Consider the following 21,186-nt stretch of genomic DNA (forward strand, 5'->3'; position numbering starts at 1 on the left):
TCACGCGGAAGGCCCCCGCCGGCTGCCGGCGGGGGCCTTCGCGTCGCTCCGGCGGGCCCGTGCGGGCCCGCCGGGGGCGGGGTGGGTCGTCAGTGCGCGGCCGGGACGGCCGGCGTGGTGGTGGTGCCGGCCGGGACGCCGGTGGCCGGAGCGCCGGGGACGGCGGCACCGGTGGTCGGGGCGGTCGCGGGGGTGGTGGCCTTGGCGGGGGTGGCGGTCGGCGCGGGGGTCGGCCCGAAGCCCTTGTACAGACCGAGGCCGTGCTCGCCCGCGTCCGGGTTCACGGCGGCCTCCGCCTCGACCTTCTGGCCGTCCTTGAAGGCGAACGCGGTCGGGGCGAAGCCGCCGACGTGGACCTTCGCCGAGGTGACGGAGGCGGACGGGTTGCCCTGGCCGCCGATGGCCACGGAGCCGCCGGCCGGGACGACGATGGTGGACAGCGGGGCGCCGGCGGCGTCCGCGAAGGTGGCAGCGGCACCGCCGACGGTGACGGACTGGAGCTCGGCCGGGGTGGTCGCGGTGTTCGCGATGTTGACGACCACGTTGGCGGCACCGGTGTAGTCACCCGCGGTGCCCACCCCGGTGACGACCACGATGTTGTTCAGCCGGAGGTTCGCTCCGAGGGTCGCCGCCGCGTTGTCGGGCTTGATCTGCAGGGTGTCCGGCGTGTTGCCGGCGGCGCAGGACGACAGCGAGGCGATGGCGATGGCGGCGATGGCGGCGATGCTGCCGCGTCGAAGAGTGCGGCTCACGGCGGCGGCTTCTCCTAGGTCACGTGTCGGTAGGTCAGGTCTCAGATTATCGACCTCACTTATGCGCTCCTCACGGGGTGGTCCCCGTGTCGCACTCCCGGGGGCCGCCGGGGGCCGTCCGGCGGTACGGGCGGCGGCGTGTTCGGCATGTCCGGGTCACTCGACGGACAAGGTTCGACCAAGATCGAATAACGATTCGGCCGCGACCTGAAAAGGGGTGAAAGCTCAAGATCCAACCATGGTTGCGGGGGTGTTGCGCAAGGGTTTCGTCGAACCCCGGAACCGCCTCCGACCTGCGGGAAGCTCCTCTCGAACATCGGTCGCAGCACGTCATGGGGGTCCTTGTCAAGCCCCGAGACCGGCCCTGACCTGCGAAAACGCCCTTCGGGTGCGCCGAGAAGCGTGTTATTCTGGAAAGCCACGGAAGGGGTCCTGTCACATGACGTTCAAGGTTGGCGACACGGTGGTCTACCCCCATCACGGGGCCGCGCTGATCGAGGCCATCGAAACTCGCCAGATCAAAGGTGTGGACAAGACCTACCTGGTGCTCAAGGTGCAGCAGGGAGACCTGACGCTCCGCGTGCCCGCCGAGAACGCGGAGTTCGTCGGCGTGCGCGATGTGGTCGGCCAGGAGGGTCTGGACCGGGTCTTCGAGGTGCTGCGCGCACCGTACACGGAAGAGCCGACCAACTGGTCCCGTCGCTACAAGGCGAACCTGGAGAAGCTCGCCTCGGGCGACGTCATCAAGGTCGCCGAGGTCGTCCGCGACCTGTGGCGCCGCGAGCGCGAGCGCGGCCTCTCGGCCGGCGAGAAGCGGATGCTCGCGAAGGCGCGCCAGATCCTCGTCAGCGAGCTCGCGCTGGCGGAGAACACCAACGAGGACAAGGCGGAGACGCTGCTCGACGAGGTCCTCGCCTCGTAGCGCGCGCCACCGCAGTGCGGTCGGGCTGCCGCCCGACGTTCACAGCGCCCGGTGCCGACGCGCCGCTCCCCGGACCGACCGTCCGGGAGTGGTGCACTGGCACTCCGGGCGCTGAGGCGTGTCCGGAGCACACCACCCGCCCGACTCGGTCCAGGCCTGCAAGACCGTTTCCGCACCCGCTTGCGCGGAGCCCGCGGAACCGTGCGGCGGGCGGTGGACCGTGGTTCTTCGGAAGGGGTCCGGTGCGCCCGCCGGGCACGCCATGGCCATACCCACTTCGCCGAAGGAGTGAAACCTGAACGCGTCAGCAGCAGTCGCAGCAGCAGTGGTGCCCGCCGCCGGCCGGGGTGAGCGGCTGGGGCCGGGGGCCCCGAAGGCCCTGCGGGAACTGGGCGGTGTGCCGCTCCTGGTGCACGCCGTCCGGGCCCTGGCCCGCAGCCGGGCGGTCGGCCTGGTCGTGGTCGCCGCACCCGCCGACGGGGTGGCCGAGGTGGTCGCCCTGCTGGACAGCCACGGGCTGGACGGCAAGGACGTCCGGGTGGTGGCCGGCGGGGCGACCCGCCAGGAGTCGGTCCGGCTGGGCCTGGCCGTGATCCCGGAGGAGGTCGGGATCGTGCTGGTGCACGACGCGGCCCGCCCGCTGGTCCCGGTCGAGGTGGTGGACGCCGTCGCGGCCGCCGTCCGGGCCGGGGCGCAGGCCGTTGTGCCCGCCGTGCCGCTGGCCGACACCGTGAAGCGGGTCGAGCCCAACCCGGGCCGCCCCGAGCCGGTGCTCGACACGCCCGAGCGCGCCACCCTGCGCGCCGTGCAGACCCCGCAGGGCTTCGACCGCGCCACCCTGGTCGGGGTGCACGCCAAGGCGCTGGCCGAGGAGAGCGCGGGCACCGCCGACGCCCCGCCGGTCACCGACGACGCCGGCCTGGTGGAGCGCTACGGCGGCCGGGTCGTCGTGGTGCCAGGCCACGAGGAGGCGTTCAAGGTCACCCGTCCACTGGACCTCGTGCTCGCCGAGGCCGTACTCGCCCGCCGGAGGGCCGCCGATGCCTACTGAGACGCAGACTCCGCCCGTCCCCCGGGTCGGGATCGGCACCGACGTGCACGCCTTCGAGGCCGGCCGCCCGCTCTGGGTGGCCGGGCTGGAGTGGCCGGACGCCGGGGACGGCCTCTCCGGGCACTCGGACGCCGACGTCGCCGCGCACGCCGCCTGCGACGCGCTGTTCTCGGCCGCCGGGATCGGCGACCTGGGCGCCCACTTCGGCACCGACCGCCCGGAGTGGGCCGGTGCGTCCGGGGTGAAGCTGCTCGGCGAGGCGGCGCGGCTGGTCCGCGAGGCGGGCTTCGAGATCGGCAACGTCGCGATCCAGGTGATCGGCGTGCGGCCGAAGATCGGCAAGCGGCGGGCCGAGGCCCAGGCCGCGCTGTCGGAGGCGGCCGGCGCCCCGGTGTCCGTCTCCGGCACCACCACCGACGGGCTGGGCCTGACCGGCCGGGCCGAGGGCCTGGCCGCGATCGCCACCGCCCTGGTGTACGAGCGGCGTTGAGCCGGTCGCGGTGAGCGGGCGGGAACAATCCGCCGCTGACGGGTGTTCACCGGGTGTTCCGGGGGTCCGAGTCGCTAGTGTTCGGCTCGGGCCCGTACGGGGCTTCCGCTCGGGCCGCACCGCCGACGAGAAGAGGTTTCCGATGGGTGTCGGACTCGCCGACAAGGTCAAGGAACTGCTCGACAGCACGAGCTTCGCCGTGGTCTCCACGATCCAGCCCGACGGGAGCCCGCAGGCTTCGGTGGTCTGGGTCAAGCGGGACGGCGACGACATCCTGTTCTCCACCGTCGAGGGCCGCCGCAAGCACCTCAACCTGGTCAGGGACCCTCGGGTGTCGCTCGTCATCAACTCGAAGGACAACCCGTACGAGTACTTCGAGGCGCGGGGTGAGGCCACGCTGACCACCGAGGGCGGGCGGGAGCTGATCGACGAGCTGTCCCACAAGTACATGGGCAAGGACTACGGCTTCGACGGCCCGGAGGACGTCCGGGTGGTCGTCCGGATCTCCCCGCGCAAGGTGGTCGGCAACATCTGACCCCCTCCCGTCACCCGCCGTTCCCCGGGGCCGCGCCCCTGTTGTCCCGGGGAATGTGGCGGGGCACCCCCCTGTGCCCACTACGCTTGACGCTGTGAGCATTCGTCTGTACGACACCAGCACCCGCCAGGTACGCGACTTCGTCCCGCTTGTACCGGGTTGTGTCTCGATCTACCTGTGCGGCGCTACCGTCCAGTCGGCGCCACACATCGGGCACATCCGGTCGTACCTGAACTTCGACCTCATGCAGCGGTGGTTCGCCTACCGCGGCTACCAGGTGACCTTCGCCCGGAACGTCACCGACATCGACGACAAGATCATCATCAAGGAGCGCGAGCTCGGCACGCCGTGGTGGCAGATCGCCTACGAGAACGAGCGCGCCTTCAACGACGGCTACGACGCGCTCGGCTGCCTGCGGCCCACCGTCGAGCCGCGGGCCACCGGGCACATCCCCGAGATGATCGCGATGATGCAGACGCTCATCTCCAAGGGCCACGCCTACGCGGCCGACGGCAACGTCTACTTCGACGTCCGCTCGTACCCCGACTACCTGGCGCTCTCCAACCAGAAGCTGGACGACCTGCGCCAGCCCGAGGGCGAGGGCGAGACCGGCAAGCGGGACCAGCGCGACTTCGCGATGTGGAAGGCCGCCAAGCCGGGCGAGCCCAGCTGGGAGACCCCGTGGGGCCGCGGCCGTCCCGGCTGGCACCTGGAGTGCTCGGCGATGGCCCACAAGTACCTCGGCGCGGCCTTCGACATCCACGGCGGCGGGCTGGACCTGATCTTCCCGCACCACGAGAACGAGATCGCCCAGTCCAAGGCCTACGGCGACGACTTCGCCGGCTTCTGGGTGCACAACGCCTGGGTCACCATGGCCGGCGAGAAGATGAGCAAGTCGCTGGGCAACTCGGTGCTGGTCTCCGAGATGGTCAGGGCATGGCGGCCGATCGTGCTCCGCTACTACCTGGCGGGTCCGCACTACCGCTCGATGATCGAGTACAGCGAGGAGTCGCTGCGCGAGGCCGAGGCCGGCTTCGGCCGGATCGAGGGCTTCATCCAGCGCGCCGTCGAGCGCTGCGGCACGGTCGACGCGGCGCCCGAGGTGCCGCCGGCCTTCGCCGAGGCGATGGACGACGACTTCGGCGTCCCGCAGGCGCTGGCCGTCGTGCACACCGCCGTCCGCCAGGGCAACAGCGCCCTGAACGCGGACGACAAGGAGAGCGTGGTGGCGCGACTCGCCGAGGTCCGTGCGATGCTCGGAGTACTGGGCCTCGACCCGCTCGACCCGCACTGGGCCGGGACGGAGCGTGGCGAGGACCTCCACGGCGTCGTCGACTCGCTGGTCCGCCTGGTCCTGGACCAGCGGCAGGCGGCGCGCGCGCGCAAGGACTTCGCCACCGCGGATGCCATCCGCGACCAGCTCGGCCTGGCCGGGCTGGCGATCGAGGACACCCCGTCCGGCCCGCGCTGGACGATCAACAGCCAGTAACCCCATCCGACGATCGGGGTGATGGGTGGGCCGTACCGGACCGGTGCGGCCCTCCCTCATGACGTAGCGCATGCCGTCGGCCGCCACCGGACAGACCGGGGTGGCCGGGGCATGCCGGACAGACAGGAAGTACAGCCATGGCCGGCAACAGCCAGCGCAGGAACCGTCGAAACCCCGGATCGAAGAAGGGTGCGGCTGTCGGTACCGGCGGGCACAGCCGGAAGGCGCTCCAGGGCAAGGGCCCGACCCCGCCCGGCGAGGAGCGCAAGGGCCACCCGAAGCAGCGGGCCGCCAACGCCGCGATCAAGCGCGAGCGGGACGCCAAGGCCCGGGCCGGCATGCGCCGGTCCGGGGCCGGCGGTCGCGGTGGCCGCGGGGGCGCGGGCAGCGCCGAGCTGGTCTTCGGCCGCAACTCGGTGGTCGAGGCCCTGAAGGGCGACGTGCCCGCCAACACGCTGTACGTCCAGCAGTTCATCGACACCGACGACCGGGTCCGCGAGGCCTTCCAGGCCGCCAACGACCGCGGCATCCCGCTGATGGAGGCCCCGCGCCCGCAGCTGGACCAGATGACCGGCGGGCTCAACCACCAGGGCCTGGTGCTCCAGGTGCCGCCGTACGAGTACGCGCACCCCGAGGACCTGCTGGCGGAGGCCGCCGACTCCGGCCAGGACGCGCTGATCATCGCGCTGGACGGGGTGACCGACTCGCGCAACCTGGGCGCCGTGGTCCGCTCGGCCGCCGCCTTCGGCGCGCACGGCGTGGTCATCCCCGAGCGCCGTGCGGCCGGCATGACCGCGGGTGCCTGGAAGACCTCCTCCGGTGCCGCGGCCCGGCTGTCCGTCGCCCGGGCCACCAACCTGACCCGCGCCCTGGAGGCCTACCAGAAGGCCGGCCTGATGGTGGTCGGCCTGGCCGCCGACGGCGAGGCCGAGATCGGCGACCTGGAGCTGCTGACCGGTCCGGTGGTGATCGTCGCCGGCAGCGAGGGCAAGGGCCTGTCGCGGCTGGTCTCCGAGACCTGTGACATGCGGGTCCGGATCCCGATGTCCGGCCTGACCGAGTCGCTGAACGCCGGTGTCGCGGCGGGCATCGTGCTGTACGAGGCCGCCAGGCTGCGCGCCAAGCGCTGAGTACGACGGGGTGCCCGGCAGGGCTCGGAAGCCGAGCACGGCCGGGCGCCCGGAGGGTTCGAAGGCTGAGTACGGCCGGGTCGTGGAAGGCTCGAAGGCTGAGTACGGCCGGGTCGCCGAGCGCAGGCGATCTTCCTAATTCTCCGCAATCCGAGTGGAAGGCGATCGGGCCCGACCGGGCCCGATCGCTTTTTTCATGATCACTTCAAGTGTGCGCCGGACATCCACCCGGGAGAGTGTCCTAAGCGCCCGTCACCCGGTTAGACGGGCGTGGACACCAGAACACCTCGGCGCCCCCTGTTCGGCGACGGCAGCACCGGGATAGACGCGGGCCCCGGCCTCAACACCGTCAAGGTGGAGTCGGACCCGGGGCGGATCAGCAGCACCCAGGCGAGTTTCCGGCTCCGGCTCGGCGCCCCGGTGCCGCCGCTGATCGAGGCCCCGGCCGGACTGCTGTCCACCGGTGCCGCGTTCGGCGACCCGTACGCCAACCAGGGCCTGATCCGCCGTCCGCTGGTCACCCCGCAGGTCGTCGTGCCCGCCTCCGCCGTCCCGGTGCTGGCCGGGGTCGGGGCCGGCGGCGCGACGCGCCGCAAGGGCCGGGTCACCACCGTCACCTGGACCGGGCAGGCGCCCCCCGGAGACCTCGCGGCCACCCGGCTGCTGGAGGCCGTGCGCCCGGGCGGCGGCCCGGCCGGTGGCGTCCGCCTGGTCGATGCCGACACCCAGGTGCTCCCGTCCCTCGCGGGCGCCCGGGCCGTCCCGCGCCAGCCCCGCGAGGGCGCCGGCACCGCCGTCGACGCGGGCGTCGGGCCGGTCGGCGAGCCGCACGGCTGGACCCCGAGCGGCCAACTGCCCGAGGTCTCCGCCGCCGACGCCGAGGGCCGGCAGCCCTGGTACCCGGGCCGCCGGGTCGACCTCGGCCTGGTGCTGCTGCCGCTGCGCGCCGTCCTCGGCTCGCTCTCGGTCTACGCCGGGTTCAGCAAGCTGTGCGACCCGGTGTACTTCGACGGCGGCGAGCGCGGCTCGATGATGCGCTGGCTCTCCTCGCTGCACCCGTGGAAGGTCGCCGAGCCGCTGCTGGCCTTCGCCATGGCGCACCCGGTGGGCGCCGGGCTGATGGTGGCGTTCGTCGAGATCGTGGTCGGCGTGCTGACCATCCTCGGCCTCTGGCAGCGGCTCGCCGCCGGTGCGGCGATGGCGCTCTCCGCCGTGCTGCTGTTCACCGTCAGCTGGCGGGCCGTCCCGGTCTACGACACCCCGGACCTGATCTTCCTCGCGGCGTGGAGCCCGCTGCTGATCGCCGGGGCGCCGTTCGCCTCGCTGGACGGGCGGCTCAACCTGGAGGCCTGGCGCCGGTTCGGCGCGGACGCGCCCGGGGCGCTGCGCCGCCGGGTGCTGCGCCGGGGCGCCGTGGTCACCACGGTGGTGGTCGGCCTGACCCTGCTGCTCGGCTCGATGCTCGGCGCCGCCGTCCGCACCGGCGCCAGGGCGCACCAGGAGCCGGACCGTCCGGCCACCGACTACGGCACCCCGGTCTGGCCGTCCGGCAGCCCGTCCGGCACCCCCGGCGGCAAGGGCACGTCCACCTCGCCCCCGTCCGCCCCGCCGTCCGCCCCGCCGTCCGCCAGGCCGACCACCCCGGCGCCGAGCGCCACCACTCCGTCCACCACACCGTCCGCCAAGCCGGCCACTCCGACGCCGAGCGGCAAGGCGCACCCGGGCCGGGCGGAGACCGGGTCGGGCTCCTCCCCGGCCGCGGCCCCGTCCGGCGGCTCGGGCAGCACCACGCCCGCCGCGCGCAGCACCCCGGGCAGCGGCGGCTCGGGCCCGGCGTCCAAGCCCAGCCCGAGTACCGGCGGGCTGCTCGGCGGGGTGCTGGGCAGCGCGCCGCTGGCGGACCTGTCCGGCGGCCGGGCCTCCCACCCGGGGGCGCCGACCGCGACCTGAGGCCCCGGACGCGCGCGTCGGCCGGGTGCTCCGTGGGGGAGCACCCGGCCGACCGGCCTGTCCGGGCGCGGTGCTGTGGCCGGGGGGCGTCAGCGGGGTGCCCGGGCTGCCCGGGGTGGGGCTGTCAGCCGTGTGCCCGGCCGGCACCGGAGGCGAGCTCCTTGGCCGCCTCGGTGAGGTCCTTGGCGGTGTCGATGGCCCGCCAGTACACGCCCTGGGGCAGCTGGTAGCCCGCCAGCCGCTTGCTGCGGGCGAGCTGGGGGAAGGTGGTGCGCTCGTGGTCGCCCACGTCCGGCAGCAGCTCGGCGAACTCCGGGCTGAACACGTACAGGCCGGCGTTGATCAGGAACGGCGACGGCGGGGCCTCGATGAAGTCCAGCACGTTGCCGAACTGGTCGGTCTCCACCGCGCCCCACGGGATCCGCGGACGGGCCAGGGCGAGCGTCGCGACGGCGTCCCGCTCGTGGTGGAAGGCGGCCATGTCGCGCAGGCTGAAGCGGGTCCAGATGTCGCCGTTGGTGGCGTACCAGGGCTCGTCCGGGCGGGGCAGCGCCTTGGCCGCGTACTTGAGGCCGCCGCCGCGCCCGAGCGGCTCCGCCTCGACCACCGTGCGCACCCGCAGCGGCAGGTCCGCCCGGTCCAGCCACTCCTCCAGCACGTCGGCGAGGTGCCCGCAGGAGACCACGACGTCGGTGACGCCCTCCTCGGCGAGCCAGGCCAGCTGGTGGCCGAGGATCGGCGTGCCCGTCCCGGGGATCTCGACCAGCGGCTTCGGGCGGTCGTCCGTGTAGGGGCGCAGCCGGGACCCCTGGCCGCCGGCCAGGATCACGGCCTGGGTGACGGGCGTCGTGGTCGACCGGGGCTGCGGGCGGGGTGCGGACGGGAGGTCGGCGACGGGGCCGGAGTCAGCGCTCATGCCTGAACAATAGGGCGGCGGACGGGGGCGTCCGTCGCCCCGGGCACCGTCGCCCAGGGCGACCCGGGCCGGCCTCGGCTGCCTCAGCCGACGACGCCGGCCGCGAACGAGCCGTCGCAGACCGGGCGGGCGAAGGAACGGGCCCGCTGGACGTCGCCCTGGTACTTGCGCACCGCCGCCTTGCCCAAGTCGCCTGCCAGCGAGGTGCAGTAGGGCGTCAGCGAGGGCTGCTCGCGCATCGAGCGCTCCAACAGGTCCAGCGCGGCGGAGGGGCTCTTCGCGCGCAGCTCGTCGAGCAGAGCCACCCGCAGCGACTCCTGCGGGGCGAGCCCCTCCAAGGCCTTCGCCGCCGCTCCGGCCGCGTTGTCGGAGCGCCCGATCCCGGCGCCGTCGCCGCTGGACGCCGCCACGACCTGCTGGTCGAGCCCGGTCGGCGGGGCCCAGGGGACCCGGGTCACGGCGAGGGTGCCGGTGGTCACCAGGACGACCGGCAGGGTCAGGGCGAAGGTCTGGCCGATACGGCGCACAAGCTGCTTCACCCTCAGGAGAGTAGCGGTGGGTGCCGGTCGAATCGCCCTCCGTTACACCATCGAGTGACAGGGTGTCCTGGTTCGTCCCCGTGCCGTGTTGACGCGGGGGTACGACGGAGCCCGCCGGACCGTGGGTCCGACGGGCTCCGTGACGCTTCGCCGGCGGCCGGGCCGGCGTGCTGTCAGCTGCTCAGGCGCAGGCCGGAGCTGGTGGAGAACACGTGGGTCTCGTGGGCGATCGGCACGACGTGGACGGTCTCGCCGCGGGCCGGGATCTGGCGGCCGGGCACCCGGACGACCAGGTCCTGGTCCTTGCCGCCGATCTGGGTGGTCCCGTAGACGAAGCCGTCCGAGCCGAGCTCCTCGACCACGTTGACCGTCACCGCGACGCCCTCGATGCCGCCCGCCGGGACGATCTCGAAGTGCTCGGGACGGACGCCGACGGTCACCGACTTGTCGGTGCCGGCGCCGGACAGGTCCTCGCGGGAGATGTTGACGACCGAGCCGCCGAACTTCACACCGCCGTCCACCAGCGGCACCTCGACCAGGTTCATGGCCGGCGAGCCGATGAAGCCGGCCACGAACAGGTTGGCGGGCTTGTCGTACATGTTGCGCGGGGTGTCGACCTGCTGGAGCAGACCGTCCTTGAGCACCGCGACCCGGTCGCCCATGGTGAGCGCCTCGGTCTGGTCGTGGGTGACGTACACCGTGGTGATGCCCAGGCGGCGCTGGAGGCCGGCGATCTGGGTACGGGTCGAGACGCGGAGCTTGGCGTCCAGGTTCGACAGCGGCTCGTCCATCAGGAAGACCTGTGGCTGACGGACGATCGCGCGGCCCATCGCGACGCGCTGGCGCTGACCGCCGGAGAGCGCCTTCGGCTTGCGGTCCAGGTACTCGGTGAGGTCGAGGATCTTCGCCGCCTCCTCGACCTTGGTGCGGATCTCCGCCTTGTTCACGCCGGCGATCTTGAGCGCGAAGCCCATGTTGTCGGCGACGGACATGTGCGGGTACAGCGCGTAGTTCTGGAACACCATGGCGATGTCCCGGTCCTTCGGCGGCAGGTGGGTGACGTCGCGGTCGCCGATCCGGATCGCACCGGCGTTGACGTCCTCCAGGCCGGCCAGCATGCGCAGGCTGGTCGACTTGCCGCAGCCGGAGGGGCCGACGAGCACGAGGAACTCGCCGTCCGCGATCTCCAGGTCCAGCGCGTCCACCGAGGGCTTGTCCGCCCCGGGGTAGACGCGGGTCGCCTTGTCGTACGTGACAGAAGCCATGGTTCTCGTTCTCCTTCACCGGCAGGAACGTGCCGGACGATCCGAGTAAAGGGGGTCTGTTCGGGGCCGCCGGGTCCACCAGTGGTCTGAACCACTGCGCGAACCGGCTCCCGGCGACGCTACCTGCGCTTCCGCCGCTTGTCAGCCCCCGCCCGACCCGATTTCGGCATCGGTTCCATCACGCCCACCCATCCCACCAACCCCTGGATATCCCACCATCGCGCCACCCCGGCCCGGTAGACTGCCCCCCGGTGCCGCCGTGATCCATCGCGGACGGCCACCGTGCCTCCTTAGCTCAGCTGGCCAGAGCACCGCTCTTGTAAAGCGGGGGTCGTCGGTTCGAACCCGACAGGGGGCTCCAGCGTGCGGAAGGGCCGGGTCGACGGGTGTCGGGCCGGTCCTTCGGCGTTGGTGGGGGTGGGGCGCCGGGGCCGGGCGGCCCGGCGGGCTGCGTCGCCCGGGTCCGGCGGCCGCGTCCGGGCGTTCAGTCCGGGGGCAGGACGAGGGTGGCCAGGGCGCCGCCCGCGGGGTGGTTGGCGAAGGTGAGGGTTGCGCCGATGACGCGGGTGTGGCCGGTGGCGATGGTGAGGCCGAGGCCGTGCCCGCGGCCGCGTTCGGGGGCGTTGGTGCGGAAGCGCTGCGGGCCGTGGCTGAGGAGGTCCTCGGGGTAGCCGGGGCCGTGGTCGCGGACGGTGATCCGCAGGCCGTCGACGCGCAGGTGGACCGGCCCGGCGCCGTGGCGGTGGGCGTTGAGGATCAGGTTGCCGAGGATGCGGTCCAGCCGGCGCAGGTCGGTGCGCACCTGCCGGTCGGCGACCCCGGCGGCGACCTCGACGGTGACGTCCAGTCCGGTGAGGGTGACGGTACGGCGCACGGCGCGTTCCAGCGGTACGGCGGAGAGGTCGGGGGCCTCGGCGTCCGCGTCCAGACGGGAGACCTCCAGCAGGTCCTCGACCAGCCCGCGCAGCGCCTGGACCCGGTTCTGCACGAGCTGGGTGGGCCGTCCCGGCGGCAGCAGTTCGGCGGCGGTGACCAGGCCGGTGAGCGGGGTGCGCAGTTCGTGGGCGACGTCCGCGGTGAAGCGCTGTTCGTCCTCCAGCCGGCGGTGCAGGGTGCGGGACATCAGGTCGACGGCGGCGGCGAGGTCGGCCACCTCGTCCTTGCCGTCGACGAGTTCGCCGATCCTGGTGTCCGTCCCGCCGGCGGCGATGCCCCGGGCGGCGGTGGCCGCGGTGCGCAGCCGGCGGCTGATCCGGTCGGCGACGAGCACGCCGGCCAGCACGGTGGTGAAGACCGAGGCGACGACGGTGAGCAGGATGATCCGGTCCAGGTCGGCGATGGCCTGCCGGTCCTGGGCGAAGCCCACCCGGACGGACAGCACCCCGCCCTGCACCGGGCCCGCCGCCCACATCGACTCGTCCTTCCCGGTGCCCGCGAGCAGTGTGCCGCGCCGGCTGCCGTCGGCGAGGGCGCGCAGCCGGTCGGGCAGGGCCGGGTCGTCCAGGGCGGCGCCCCGGTCGGCCGGCTTGCCGCCAGCGCCGTAGTCGATCAGCGCGGATTCGAGGGCGGACAGGGTGGCCGAGCGGGCCTGGTCGACGTGCTGACGGATCATCGCCTGGTGGACCAGCAGACCGACGGCCACCGCGACCAGGACGGCGATGGCGGCGACGGCGGTGGCGATCTGGCGGCGCAGGGTCATGCCGGGCGCCGCAGCTTGTAGCCGAAGCCGCGGACGGTCTCGATCCGGCCGGAGCCGATCTTGGCGCGCAGCCGCTGCACGTGGACGTCGACGACCCGGGTGTCGGCGCCCCACTCGTAGTCCCAGACGCGTTCCAGCAGGGTGGAGCGCTCCAGCACGATGCCGGGCGCGGCGGTGAACTCCAGCAGCAGCCGCAACTCGGTGGGGGTGAGCGGGGCGAGGCGGCCGTCCACCCTGACCTCCATGCTGTCGGTGTCCACCCGGAGGCCGTCGAAGTCGCGCACGGCGGTGGACGGAGCGGGAGGAGCAGGAGAGGCGGAAACGGCAAGGGGCGCAGGGGGGACGGAAGGGGCCGGGGGTGCCTCCGGCGGCGGGGGGACGACCCGGACGCGGCGAAGCACCGTACGGATCCGGGCGACCAGGACGGCGCTCTCGAAGGGCTTGACCACGTAGTCGTCCGCCCCGGCCTCCAGCCCGGAGACCACGTCCACCGGGTCGGTCCTGGCGGACATCATCAGGATCGGCAGCTGGCTCTCCTCCCGGATCCGGCGGCAGAGGCCGACCCCGTCGAGCAGCGGCAGCATGACGTCCAGCAGGAGCAGGTCGGGCCGGACGGCCTGGAAGGCCTCCAGCCCCTCCAGGCCGTCGGCGGCCGTGGTGACCGGGAAGCCGTAGCGCTCCAGGGCCATCCGGGTGGCCTCGCGGATCACCTCGTCGTCCTCGACCAGGAGGATGTGCGGGTGGGCGGGGGTGGCTGCGGGGGTCATCGCTTCGCTTCCGGTTGCACGGCGGGGACGGACGGCCCGGCAGGCGGCCCGGCAGGCGGCCCGGCGGAGGGCCGGGCGGTGCGCGGGGTGGGGACGGCGGTGGGGACGAGCGCCTTGGGCACGTCCGCGCCGGGGCGCGGCGGCTCGGGCTCGGCCGTGGTGGTGGCCGGCCGGCCGGACTCGCCGCCGGTGGGCGGGGGCAGGGCGGCGCCCTCGTCCTTGCGGTCCTTCAGGAGGAGCCTGCTCCCGTCCCACACGTAGTGACTGGTGGTCCGCACGTAGGCGCTGGTCAGCTCGTACAGCCACAGCTCGGAGCCGATGGTCGCGGCGCTGAACGCCGGCTGGACCTGTACCTGGAGGAGGGGCAGCAGGCGGTCCTCGGCGAGGGCGTAGACGTGCAGCACGGTCCGCCCGGGAGTGGTGACGGCGGTGATCAGCTCGGGCTGTCCGTCCCCGGTGAGGTCGCGGAACTCGGGGGTGCGGACCTCGCACCCCGTGCAGGAGCCGAGCGCCTGGCGCTCCTCGGGGCCGACCGCGGGGTCCTTGGCGAGGACGGCGTGGACGTCGACCGCGGTGATGTCGCGCCCGGGGACGGTCAGGTCGGGGACCGGCTTCGGCGGCTCCTGGGTGGCGCTGCCCGCCTCGGGCGTGGTGGGCGCCGGGGAGGCGGGCAGCTGGGACCAGAGCAGGCGGCGTTCCGGCGGCGGTGTGACGGCCTGGGCCGGGCCCTGGTCGCGCAGGCCGCCGGGCGTGGACGGGCCGATGGCGAGGGCGGCGAGGCCGGCGAGGACGATCAGTCCGGCCAGGGCGAGCACCGGGACGGCGCCCGGCCGTCGGCGGCGGGGTGGTGGTGCTGTTGCTGCCACGGTCGGTGCTCGTCCTCCTGGTCTGCGGGGCGATGCGGCGATGTGTCGGTCGCCCCCGTTGCCGCCCTGGTGGTAGGTCGCACGGTGTGCGGCCCGCGGTTCCGTACGGAACTCCCGGCGGGGCGTCCCGTACGGAACCGCGGGCCGCACCGGCCGTCAGGCCGGGTCCGCCAGCACGATGATGTTGTCCGTCCAGTGGCCGTCCGAGCCGATCCGCCCGCCGCAGGTGATCAGCCGGAGCGCGGGCGCGGGCGTGTCGCCGTACACCTCCTCGGTCGGGAAGCGGCCCTTGTCGGCCTGGAGCAGCGTACGGACCTTGAAGTCCACGGTGCTGCCGTCCGCGCGCCGGATCCGGATCAGTTCGCCGGGCCGCAGTTTCGGCAGCTGTTTGAAGACGGCGGGGCCGTGCAGGGTGTCGTAGTGCCCGATGAGTACGGCGGGGCCGGTCTCGCCGGGGGTGGGGCCGTTGCGGTACCAGCCGACCTCGTCGCCCCGGTCGGCCGGCGGCACCTCGACCGTGCCGTCGGGGTTCAGGCCGAGTGCGCTCACCGGTGCGTCCACCCCGACGGAGGGGACCAGCAGCCGGGTCGGCGGCGAGGCCGGGTACGGCTTCGGGGCGGTGGGCGCCGTCGTGCCCGTGCCTGTGCCCGTGCCCGTCGTGCCCGTCGCGGCCGGACCGGCGGCGGGGGCGTCGGAGCCGTGCCCGGAGGTCTCGACCCGCACCACCGGGGTCTCCCGGCCGGACAGCGCGAGCGAGGTGCCGAGCACCAGGCAGAGCAGGCCCGCGGTGCCGAAGGCGGTGCGGCGCAGCGGGCCGGGGCCCGGCCGGGCGGCGCGTCGGCGCCCCCGCCCGTGCCCCCGGGGGCGTCGGTGGCTGTCGGTCCCCGCCACCGGGACGGCCCCGGCGCCGCTTCCCCGACTGGCCGGGTTCGGGGAAGCGGCGCCGGGGTGCCCGGCGGACTCGGGACCGGTGTCAGCCGCGCGCACCGGAGCGGCGGCGCAGGACGGCGAAGCCCAGGGCCGCGGCGCCGACGGCCGCGACGGCTCCGCCGCCGGCGAGCATCAGGCCGGAACCGTCGGAGGCGCCGGAGCCGTCACCGGCCTGCGCGGCGCCCTTGGGCACCTCACGGACCTGCGGCTGGCCGTTGGGGGCCGGCGGGGTGTCGACCTTCGGGGCCGACGGGGCCTGGGGGGTGGGGGTGGCGGTCGCCGTGGCCCCGGCCGAAGGGGCGGCCGGGGTGGGCGTGGCGGTCCTCGGCGCCTCGGCGCGCGGGGCGTCGGGGGCGGCGACGCTCGGGGCGGCCGGCTTCGGCACGCCGTCGGCCCAGGCCTGCCCGCCGGTGACGGTGGCCAGCAGCGCGGCGCCGGTCAGGGCGCAGGCGGCCAGGACGCGGCGGGTGGGCGAGTAGTGGGTACGGCTCCTGCTCATACGGGGTGTCTCCATCTGCATCGGTCGGTACGTGGTGGACGCCGGCCCGCGGTGCGGGTCGCGGTACGGTCCGCGGTGCCCTTCGCGGGGCCGGGCGTGGTGGCGTCGGGGGACGTACGTCGTCGGCGCCGGACGCGTACGTCCTCGTCGCGGACGCTCTCCGGCCGGTGCGGCCGGGGCGTCGTGGATGACGGTAGGAGGGCCGTGTCGCGGTCCTCGGCCGGTCGTGTCACGGCTGTCCATCGGCTGCGTAACGGTGGCGCACGTGGAAGTGCAGCAGGTCGGCCGCGTGATCGCGGAGCGGAAAGAAGTTCACCCGCTTGAGATCAGGTATGGGATCATCCGAGCGCAGGCGCTCACGCCTCGGGAGTCGATGGCGTTCATCGAGAAGCTTCTGGGAGAGACATGACGATCAAGCCTTCTGTCGACCGCCCTGCGGGGCTGGAGTGGTTCAAGAGCAGCTACAGCACGAACGAGGGGCCTGACTGCGTCGAGGTGGCCCACGGCCCCGGCTCGGTGCACGTGCGGGACTCGAAGGACAAGGAGGGCCCGCAGTTCCGGTTCTCCCCGAGCGAGTGGTCCGCGTTCGTCGGCTTCGCGGCAGAACTCGGCTGACTCCCACGAGCGTTGACGCGGCGGTTCCGGCTCCAGGCCGGGGCCGCCGCTTTGTTGCTACCGCCCCGGTCGTAGCCGCCGCAGCGTCCATCCCTCCCCGAGCTCCCGGGTGTGGGCGGTGAAGAGTTCGGCGGCGCGGCGGTAGGAGAGCCGGGCGCGACCGGTGTGCGGGCAGCGGTCGGCGGCGGGGGTACCGGCGGGGGCGCGGCGGTCGGTGAGGAAGAGCGGGCCACTCGCGCGGCCGGCGATGAGGAGGGGGAGCAGGCGGGCGGTACCGGACCGCCAGTGCAGGGGGGTGTGGCCGGGGCGGGTGCGGCGGCGGGGGAGATCGAGGTGGTCGGCGTCCAGGGCGAGGGCGGCTTCGATCGCGGCGCCGGACTCGTGCAGCAGGTGCCACAGGGTCTGCTCACGCAGTGGTGCGCGCAGGGCGAACAGGGCGTGTAGCCCGTCCTCGGCCAATGGGGCGGCGGCCTCGGCCGGTTCGGGCAGTGGAAGGGGGCGCAGCCCGGTGGTCGGGTCGCCGTCGATCCAGCCCTGGGCGCGCCACCAGGCCGCCGCCGCGCGCAGGGTGGAGAGTTCCCGGTTGAGGGTGCGCGGGTCGGCGTCCGCGCCGCGCCGGGTGAGGGCGGTGCGGAGCCGGGCGGCGGCGTCCGGGTGGTCGAGCAGGGCGAGCGGCAGGACGGGCGGCCGGGCGCGCCGCCGTTCGGGGCCGGTGGGGGCGGGCCGGTCGGCGAGTGCCCAGGCCCAGGTGCTCAGTGCGATCCGGTAGATCCGCCGGGAGCCTTCGGTGAGCCCGGAGTCGGCCAGGTAGCGCTCGACGGCGAGGCTGTACTCGACCGGGGGCAGCTCTGTCACGATCGCCCTCTTCCGCAGTAAACCATCGACTCCAATGCCGTGTCAGGATATTCGAAAGGCGCAGTAAATGGCAGGTGGGAGTGGATTTCGTGGGTCATTTACTGCGGCATTCAAGCGCATCGCCAAAGTTGATGCCAAAAGACTCAAGATTCCCTCCGGAAACCCTTGATTCGCACGTGCGGGTGCTCGCAGACTGCTGCCCATGGCAGTGCGGACAGAACGGATCCCGGCCTCCCGAAGGCGCCTGGGAGACCGTCTCGCCGTGTTCGGCGAGCGCGAGTTCACGTGGTTCTTCGTCGGGTACACCACCTCCCTCGTCGGTTCCTCGATGGCGCCGGTCGCGGTCGCCTTCGCGGTGCTCGACGGCGGGGGCGGCGGCACCGGCCTGGGGTGGGTGATGGCGGCCCGGATCCTCCCCGTGGTGTTGGTGCTGCTGGCCGGCGGGGTGATCGCCGACCGGCTCGGCAGCCGCCGGGTGATGCTGGGCTCGGACCTGCTGCGCGGCGTGGTCCAGGCACTGTTCGCCGTGCTGCTGGCCACCGGCCGCGCGCCGGTCTGGGCGATGGTCGCGCTGGTGGCGGTCTGGGGAGTCGGCGAGGGGCTGTTCATGCCGGCCTTCGGCGCGGTCGTGCCCGGCCTGGTGCGCCGCAAGGAGCTGATGGCGGACGCCAACACCCTGCTGGGGCTGGCCCGCTCGGCGTCCACCGTGGTCGGCCCCGCCGCCGCCGGACTGGTGACCGCCGCCTGGGGCCCGGCGACGGTGCTGCTGGCCGACGCGGTGACGTACGGCGTCGGCGCCTTCGCCCTGGCCGGGCTGCGACTGCCGGTACGGGCGGCGGCCGGTGAGGTGTCGATGATCCGGGACGTGCGGGCCGGCTGGTCGGAGTTCGTCTCCCGCCCGTGGCTGTGGATCACCACCGCGCAGATGGGCCTGTTCAACCTGCTGGTCTGGGCCCCCTTCCTGGTGCTCGGCCCGCTCATCGCCCAGCGGGACCTCGGCGGCGCCCGTGCCTGGGGCCTGGTGATGGGTGTGTACGGGGCCGGCGCGGTGCTGGGCGGCCTGCTGATGCTCGGCCGGGCGCCCGGCCGTCCGCTCGCGGTGGCGTCCGCGGCCGCGCTGGGCTGGGCGCTGCCCTCCGGGGCGCTCGCGGCCGGGGCGGCACTGCCCTGGGTGGCCGTCGCCGCGCTGGTGGCCGGGGCCGGATCGGCGGTCTGCGGGACGCTCTACAGCACCACCACGCAGAAGTGGGTGCCGGTGGAACTGCTGGGCCGGATGACGGCCTTCGGCACGCTGGGTGCCTTCGCGCTCGGCCCGCTCGGGCTGGCGGCGGCCGGTCCGCTGGCCGGCCGGCTGGGTGCAGGCCGCGTGCTGCTGCTCGGGTCGGTCTGGCAACTGGCCGCCGGGGCCGTAGTGTTGGCCGCACCGGCGGTACGGAACCGCCGCTGGGAAGAGGGCCCGGACAGCTGACCGAACCCTCGGACGGCTTCGGGGCGCACCCCCGGCCCCCGCGCACCGCGCCCGGCCGGCCCCGGAGCGCGAAAGGCTGCCCCACCCGCGCACGCGCGTCTCCGCGGCGGGCGGGGCGGCCGACCCGGTCGTACCGTGGAGGGCGGGGGAGACGGAGGAGGCCGATCATGCCCGGTTCGCTCACCATCAGCCATCACGAGTCCGCGGTCGCCCTGGACCACGCGGACGCGGAGCGGCTCGCCACCGTGCTGGCGGAACTGGCGTACCTGTTGGAGATCCCGGGGCCGAACCGGATCAACGACGCACAGCTGGCCGTGCTCTGCGAGGGCCGCGCCCCGGACCGCGGTGAGCTGGTGCACTGGTGCGCGTCGCTCGCCCGCGGGCTGAAGGGACAGCTCTGACCGGAGCCCCGCGTGCCGCCGGCCCCCCGCCGGACGATCGCGCCGGAGCCGCCCGTGCCACCGGCCGCCCGCCGTACGATGGCGCGCGGGGCGGGGACGTCCTCCGGGTGCCGGCGTGGCCGGCGTCCGGTCCGGCGGAGGGTGGGGGTCCGAGCGTGCCGCAGTCCTGGTCGATGTCCTGGCTGACCGTGCCGACGCCGCTGCCCAGCGGCCCGATGGAGGTCGCGGTGACCCCGCTCGGCGTCGCCTCGGCCGGTTACGTCCGGCGCGAGGGCGGGACCCCGCCGTGCACCGACGAGCCGAAGATCAGGGCGGTCACCGAGCGGATCGGCGCCTACCTGGCGGGCCGCACCCGCGAGTTGGGCCTGCCGATCGACTGGAGCCTGAGCTCGGGACCGCACCGCGCCGTGCTGGAGACGCTCTGGCGCGAGGTGCCGTACGGCCGGACCATCACCTACGGCGAACTGGCCGCCCGCAGTGGGGTGTTCGAGGACATCACGGAGCCCGGGCTGGCCGCCCGCACGGTCGGGCAGATGATGGCCGCCAACCCCGTTCCACTGCTGGTGCCCTGCCACCGGGTGGTGGCGGCGGACGGGATCGGCGGCTTCGGCGGCGGCCGGGTCGGGATCGAGGTGAAGCGCTGGCTGCTCACCCTGGAGGGCGTGCTGGAGCCGACCCTCGACTGGGACGGCCCGCTCTGACGGGAACGGCCCGCCGCCGCGCGACGGGGCGGCGGGTGTCCGCGAGGCCGTGGGTGTCCGCCGGGAGGTGAGCCGTCCCGGTCCCGGCCCCGGGGCCGCTCACCGGTGCAGCGCCCGGACCAGCGACACCCGCCCCGGTGCCCGGCGCGGCAGCACCGGCTGGATGCCGGACACCAGCGTGTACTCGATGCCGCGCACGTCCGGCGCCGCCCCCGCGCCCGTCGGCCGTTCGCCGAGTGCCAGCCGGACGGCGTCCCAGGGCAGGTTGAGGCCGCACAGCCGCAGCTGGTGGAGTCCGGCGGCGGGGCGGGTGTTGACGTCGATGACCACCGGCCGGCCGTCGAAGCGGCGGAACTGCACGTTGGACAGGTACGCCATCCCGGTCGACCGGACCAGCCGCCGGACCGGCTCCAGGTAGCACTCCTCGGTGGTGAAGCCCCGGCGGCGGCCGTCCTTGGTGCGGCCGACCGCGGTGAGCGGGGTGCCGTCCCGGTCGGCCAGGCAGTCCACCGAGACCTCGGGCCCGTCCAGGTACGGCATCACCAGCAGGTCCACCGGCTCGCCGTCCGGGCCGCCTTCGTCCAGCGCCGCGGCCACCTGGTCGACCTGCACCCGGTGGTCCCAGCCGGCCAGCCGGTGTGCGCCGTACGGCTTCCGGGTGAGCACCCGGAAGCCGGTACCGCCGGCGCCCGCGACGGGCTTGAGGCAGGCGGTGTGCCCGCCGCCCTCGATCCGCCCGACGGCGTCCCACAGCTCGCCGGGGGTGCGCACCCGCCACCAGGGCGGGGTGGGCAGTCCGGCGCCGGCGATCGCCGCGTAGCCGTCCGCCTTGCTGGTGAAGGCCGCCACCGCGGTGGCGGGCGGGCAGAGCAGCGCGGTGCCGATCGCCTCGAACTCCGGCCGGGCCAGGGCGATGGCGAGCTGGTGCAGCTGGGGGACGAAGACGTCTATGGAGTGCCGGGCGCAGTAGTCCAGCGCGTAGCCGACGTAGCGGTCCGCGGGCAGGTCGGCCGGCTCCGCGGTGCCGTGGTCGGCGGCGGCGAGCACGGGGGAGTCCGGATCGCCGTGGGTCGCGTGGACCACCACCGGGCGCGGGGCGGCGCGCAGTTGTTCGACGAAGAAGACGTTCTCGGCGTAGGTGCGGTTGAGCCAGACACGTACGGGTGCACTCATGCGGCCCTCCCGGGCGGTGAATTGACGAAGCGTCAGGGCACCCTAGCGGCCCGTTCGAACGGGCCGGACGGCAGGGCGCCACGTGCGGCTCGGGCCGGGAGGTGGCGCTGGGCGGGGCGTCGATGGGGGAGGATGGGGCGCGGCACGCCGATATGTTCGAATAGATAGTCGAA

22 protein-coding genes, 1 tRNA gene and 1 pseudogene are annotated in these 21,186 nt (G+C 74.3%); 13 read left to right on the plus strand and 11 right to left on the minus strand.

Features of this window, described 5'->3' with window-relative positions:
* Positions 1 to 89: 89 nt before the first annotated feature.
* Positions 90 to 752: a DUF461 domain-containing protein gene (locus tag ACZ7C5_RS09905; protein WP_401080252.1), complete on the minus strand. Its 663-nt coding sequence runs from the start codon at positions 750 to 752 to the stop codon at positions 90 to 92.
* A gap of 439 nt (positions 753 to 1,191) precedes the next feature.
* Here ACZ7C5_RS09905 and ACZ7C5_RS09910 point away from each other — a divergent pair, with 439 nt between their 5' ends.
* The 7 genes from ACZ7C5_RS09910 (at position 1,192) to ACZ7C5_RS09940 (ending at position 8,319) form a co-directional block, all read left to right on the plus strand.
* Positions 1,192 to 1,674 (plus strand): CarD family transcriptional regulator, encoded by a 483-nt coding sequence (locus ACZ7C5_RS09910; RefSeq protein WP_014136563.1) that lies wholly within the window; start codon positions 1,192 to 1,194, stop codon positions 1,672 to 1,674.
* Positions 1,675 to 1,969: 295 nt separating this feature from the next.
* On the plus strand, positions 1,970 to 2,725 hold the full coding sequence (gene ispD, locus ACZ7C5_RS09915) for a 2-C-methyl-D-erythritol 4-phosphate cytidylyltransferase (RefSeq protein WP_401081329.1): 756 nt from the start codon (positions 1,970 to 1,972) through the stop codon (positions 2,723 to 2,725).
* A complete protein-coding gene (gene ispF, locus ACZ7C5_RS09920) occupies positions 2,715 to 3,215 on the plus strand; it encodes a 2-C-methyl-D-erythritol 2,4-cyclodiphosphate synthase (protein ID WP_470322389.1) in 501 nt (166 codons plus the stop codon). Before ispD ends, ispF begins: the two co-directional genes overlap by 11 nt.
* 142 nt (positions 3,216 to 3,357) lie before the next feature.
* On the plus strand, positions 3,358 to 3,750 hold the full coding sequence (locus ACZ7C5_RS09925; protein ID WP_188296599.1) for a PPOX class F420-dependent oxidoreductase: 393 nt from the start codon (positions 3,358 to 3,360) through the stop codon (positions 3,748 to 3,750).
* Positions 3,751 to 3,844: 94 nt separating this feature from the next.
* Complete coding sequence (gene cysS, locus ACZ7C5_RS09930; RefSeq protein WP_470322390.1) at positions 3,845 to 5,239, plus strand: cysteine--tRNA ligase; 1,395 nt, start codon at positions 3,845 to 3,847, stop codon at positions 5,237 to 5,239.
* 137 nt (positions 5,240 to 5,376) lie between these two features.
* Positions 5,377 to 6,369 (plus strand): 23S rRNA (guanosine(2251)-2'-O)-methyltransferase RlmB, encoded by a 993-nt coding sequence (rlmB, locus tag ACZ7C5_RS09935; RefSeq protein WP_401080245.1) that lies wholly within the window; start codon positions 5,377 to 5,379, stop codon positions 6,367 to 6,369.
* Between the two features lie 270 nt (positions 6,370 to 6,639).
* Complete coding sequence (locus ACZ7C5_RS09940; protein WP_470322391.1) at positions 6,640 to 8,319, plus strand: DoxX family membrane protein; 1,680 nt, start codon at positions 6,640 to 6,642, stop codon at positions 8,317 to 8,319.
* Positions 8,320 to 8,443: 124 nt separating this feature from the next.
* Here the strand turns inward: ACZ7C5_RS09940 and ACZ7C5_RS09945 are convergent, their stop codons facing one another.
* The 3 genes from ACZ7C5_RS09945 to ACZ7C5_RS09955 form a co-directional block, all read right to left on the minus strand.
* Entirely contained in the window at positions 8,444 to 9,235 is a 792-nt protein-coding gene (locus ACZ7C5_RS09945) for a nucleotidyltransferase family protein (RefSeq protein ID WP_470322392.1), read from the minus strand.
* Between the two features lie 83 nt (positions 9,236 to 9,318).
* Positions 9,319 to 9,774: a hypothetical protein gene (locus ACZ7C5_RS09950; protein ID WP_401080239.1), complete on the minus strand. Its 456-nt coding sequence runs from the start codon at positions 9,772 to 9,774 to the stop codon at positions 9,319 to 9,321.
* A 173-nt stretch (positions 9,775 to 9,947) separates the two neighbouring features.
* Positions 9,948 to 11,039 carry an ABC transporter ATP-binding protein gene (locus tag ACZ7C5_RS09955; protein WP_401080237.1) on the minus strand — a complete coding sequence of 364 codons (1,092 nt, stop codon included), beginning with the start codon at positions 11,037 to 11,039 and terminating at the stop codon, positions 9,948 to 9,950.
* Between the two features lie 284 nt (positions 11,040 to 11,323).
* On the opposite strand from ACZ7C5_RS09955, the gene ACZ7C5_RS09960 reads away from it, so the two are divergent.
* Positions 11,324 to 11,400: transfer RNA gene (locus ACZ7C5_RS09960), tRNA-Thr, on the plus strand.
* A 123-nt stretch (positions 11,401 to 11,523) separates the two neighbouring features.
* Here the strand turns inward: ACZ7C5_RS09960 and ACZ7C5_RS09965 are convergent.
* The 5 genes from ACZ7C5_RS09965 to ACZ7C5_RS09985 form a co-directional block, all read right to left on the minus strand.
* Entirely contained in the window at positions 11,524 to 12,738 is a 1,215-nt protein-coding gene (locus ACZ7C5_RS09965) for a sensor histidine kinase (RefSeq protein WP_401080235.1), read from the minus strand.
* On the minus strand, positions 12,735 to 13,505 hold the full coding sequence (gene cseB, locus ACZ7C5_RS09970) for a two-component system response regulator CseB (RefSeq protein ID WP_401080233.1): 771 nt from the start codon (positions 13,503 to 13,505) through the stop codon (positions 12,735 to 12,737). The genes ACZ7C5_RS09965 and cseB overlap by 4 nt, the downstream gene beginning before the upstream one ends.
* Positions 13,502 to 14,371 (minus strand): hypothetical protein, encoded by an 870-nt coding sequence (locus tag ACZ7C5_RS09975; RefSeq protein ID WP_470322393.1) that lies wholly within the window; start codon positions 14,369 to 14,371, stop codon positions 13,502 to 13,504. The genes cseB and ACZ7C5_RS09975 overlap by 4 nt, the downstream gene beginning before the upstream one ends.
* 156 nt (positions 14,372 to 14,527) lie before the next feature.
* Complete coding sequence (locus ACZ7C5_RS09980) at positions 14,528 to 15,262, minus strand: class F sortase (RefSeq protein WP_470322394.1); 735 nt, start codon at positions 15,260 to 15,262, stop codon at positions 14,528 to 14,530.
* Positions 15,263 to 15,344: 82 nt separating this feature from the next.
* Positions 15,345 to 15,800, minus strand: coding sequence for a hypothetical protein (locus tag ACZ7C5_RS09985; RefSeq protein ID WP_401080227.1), 456 nt, complete (start codon positions 15,798 to 15,800; stop codon positions 15,345 to 15,347).
* Between the two features lie 253 nt (positions 15,801 to 16,053).
* On the opposite strand from ACZ7C5_RS09985, the pseudogene ACZ7C5_RS09990 reads away from it, so the two are divergent.
* Together ACZ7C5_RS09990 and ACZ7C5_RS09995 are read left to right on the plus strand one after the other, a co-directional pair.
* Positions 16,054 to 16,209 (plus strand): annotated as a pseudogene (locus ACZ7C5_RS09990) (transcriptional regulator); the annotation flags it as partial.
* Entirely contained in the window at positions 16,206 to 16,415 is a 210-nt protein-coding gene (locus ACZ7C5_RS09995; protein WP_401080225.1) for a DUF397 domain-containing protein, read from the plus strand. The pseudogene ACZ7C5_RS09990 and the gene ACZ7C5_RS09995, both read left to right, overlap by 4 nt.
* A gap of 57 nt (positions 16,416 to 16,472) precedes the next feature.
* Here the strand turns inward: ACZ7C5_RS09995 and ACZ7C5_RS10000 are convergent, their stop codons facing one another.
* Entirely contained in the window at positions 16,473 to 17,270 is a 798-nt protein-coding gene (locus ACZ7C5_RS10000; RefSeq protein WP_401080223.1) for a hypothetical protein, read from the minus strand.
* A 202-nt stretch (positions 17,271 to 17,472) separates the two neighbouring features.
* Here ACZ7C5_RS10000 and ACZ7C5_RS10005 point away from each other — a divergent pair, with 202 nt between their 5' ends.
* The 3 genes from ACZ7C5_RS10005 (at position 17,473) to ACZ7C5_RS10015 (ending at position 19,840) form a co-directional block, all read left to right on the plus strand.
* Positions 17,473 to 18,738 (plus strand): MFS transporter, encoded by a 1,266-nt coding sequence (locus tag ACZ7C5_RS10005; RefSeq protein ID WP_470322395.1) that lies wholly within the window; start codon positions 17,473 to 17,475, stop codon positions 18,736 to 18,738.
* A 167-nt stretch (positions 18,739 to 18,905) separates the two neighbouring features.
* The gene (locus tag ACZ7C5_RS10010; protein ID WP_188296214.1) at positions 18,906 to 19,139 is read left to right on the plus strand and encodes a hypothetical protein; all 234 of its coding nucleotides are present in this window, start codon (positions 18,906 to 18,908) and stop codon (positions 19,137 to 19,139) included.
* A 155-nt stretch (positions 19,140 to 19,294) separates the two neighbouring features.
* On the plus strand, positions 19,295 to 19,840 hold the full coding sequence (locus tag ACZ7C5_RS10015; RefSeq protein ID WP_401080218.1) for a methylated-DNA--[protein]-cysteine S-methyltransferase: 546 nt from the start codon (positions 19,295 to 19,297) through the stop codon (positions 19,838 to 19,840).
* A gap of 99 nt (positions 19,841 to 19,939) precedes the next feature.
* On the opposite strand, the gene ACZ7C5_RS10020 is transcribed toward ACZ7C5_RS10015, so the two are convergent.
* Complete coding sequence (locus tag ACZ7C5_RS10020; RefSeq protein ID WP_401080216.1) at positions 19,940 to 21,013, minus strand: ATP-grasp domain-containing protein; 1,074 nt, start codon at positions 21,011 to 21,013, stop codon at positions 19,940 to 19,942.
* Positions 21,014 to 21,186: the final 173 nt, after the last annotated feature.

It is taken from the genome of Kitasatospora sp. NPDC036993, from assembly GCF_055607525.1.

Coding starts and splice junctions, on each gene's coding strand:
- ACZ7C5_RS10010 (WP_188296214.1), top strand. CDS start 18,906: ATGCCCGGTTCGCTCACCATCAGCCATCACGAGTCCGCGGTCGCCCTG.
- ACZ7C5_RS10005 (WP_470322395.1), top strand. CDS start 17,473: ATGGCAGTGCGGACAGAACGGATCCCGGCCTCCCGAAGGCGCCTGGGA.
- ACZ7C5_RS10020 (WP_401080216.1), bottom strand. CDS start 21,013: ATGAGTGCACCCGTACGTGTCTGGCTCAACCGCACCTACGCCGAGAAC.
- rlmB (WP_401080245.1), top strand. CDS start 5,377: ATGGCCGGCAACAGCCAGCGCAGGAACCGTCGAAACCCCGGATCGAAG.
- ACZ7C5_RS09985 (WP_401080227.1), bottom strand. CDS start 15,800: ATGAGCAGGAGCCGTACCCACTACTCGCCCACCCGCCGCGTCCTGGCC.
- ACZ7C5_RS09925 (WP_188296599.1), top strand. CDS start 3,358: ATGGGTGTCGGACTCGCCGACAAGGTCAAGGAACTGCTCGACAGCACG.
- cseB (WP_401080233.1), bottom strand. CDS start 13,505: ATGACCCCCGCAGCCACCCCCGCCCACCCGCACATCCTCCTGGTCGAG.
- ACZ7C5_RS09995 (WP_401080225.1), top strand. CDS start 16,206: ATGACGATCAAGCCTTCTGTCGACCGCCCTGCGGGGCTGGAGTGGTTC.
- ACZ7C5_RS09955 (WP_401080237.1), bottom strand. CDS start 11,039: ATGGCTTCTGTCACGTACGACAAGGCGACCCGCGTCTACCCCGGGGCG.
- ispF (WP_470322389.1), top strand. CDS start 2,715: ATGCCTACTGAGACGCAGACTCCGCCCGTCCCCCGGGTCGGGATCGGC.
- ACZ7C5_RS09965 (WP_401080235.1), bottom strand. CDS start 12,738: ATGACCCTGCGCCGCCAGATCGCCACCGCCGTCGCCGCCATCGCCGTC.
- ACZ7C5_RS09945 (WP_470322392.1), bottom strand. CDS start 9,235: ATGAGCGCTGACTCCGGCCCCGTCGCCGACCTCCCGTCCGCACCCCGC.
- ACZ7C5_RS09910 (WP_014136563.1), top strand. CDS start 1,192: ATGACGTTCAAGGTTGGCGACACGGTGGTCTACCCCCATCACGGGGCC.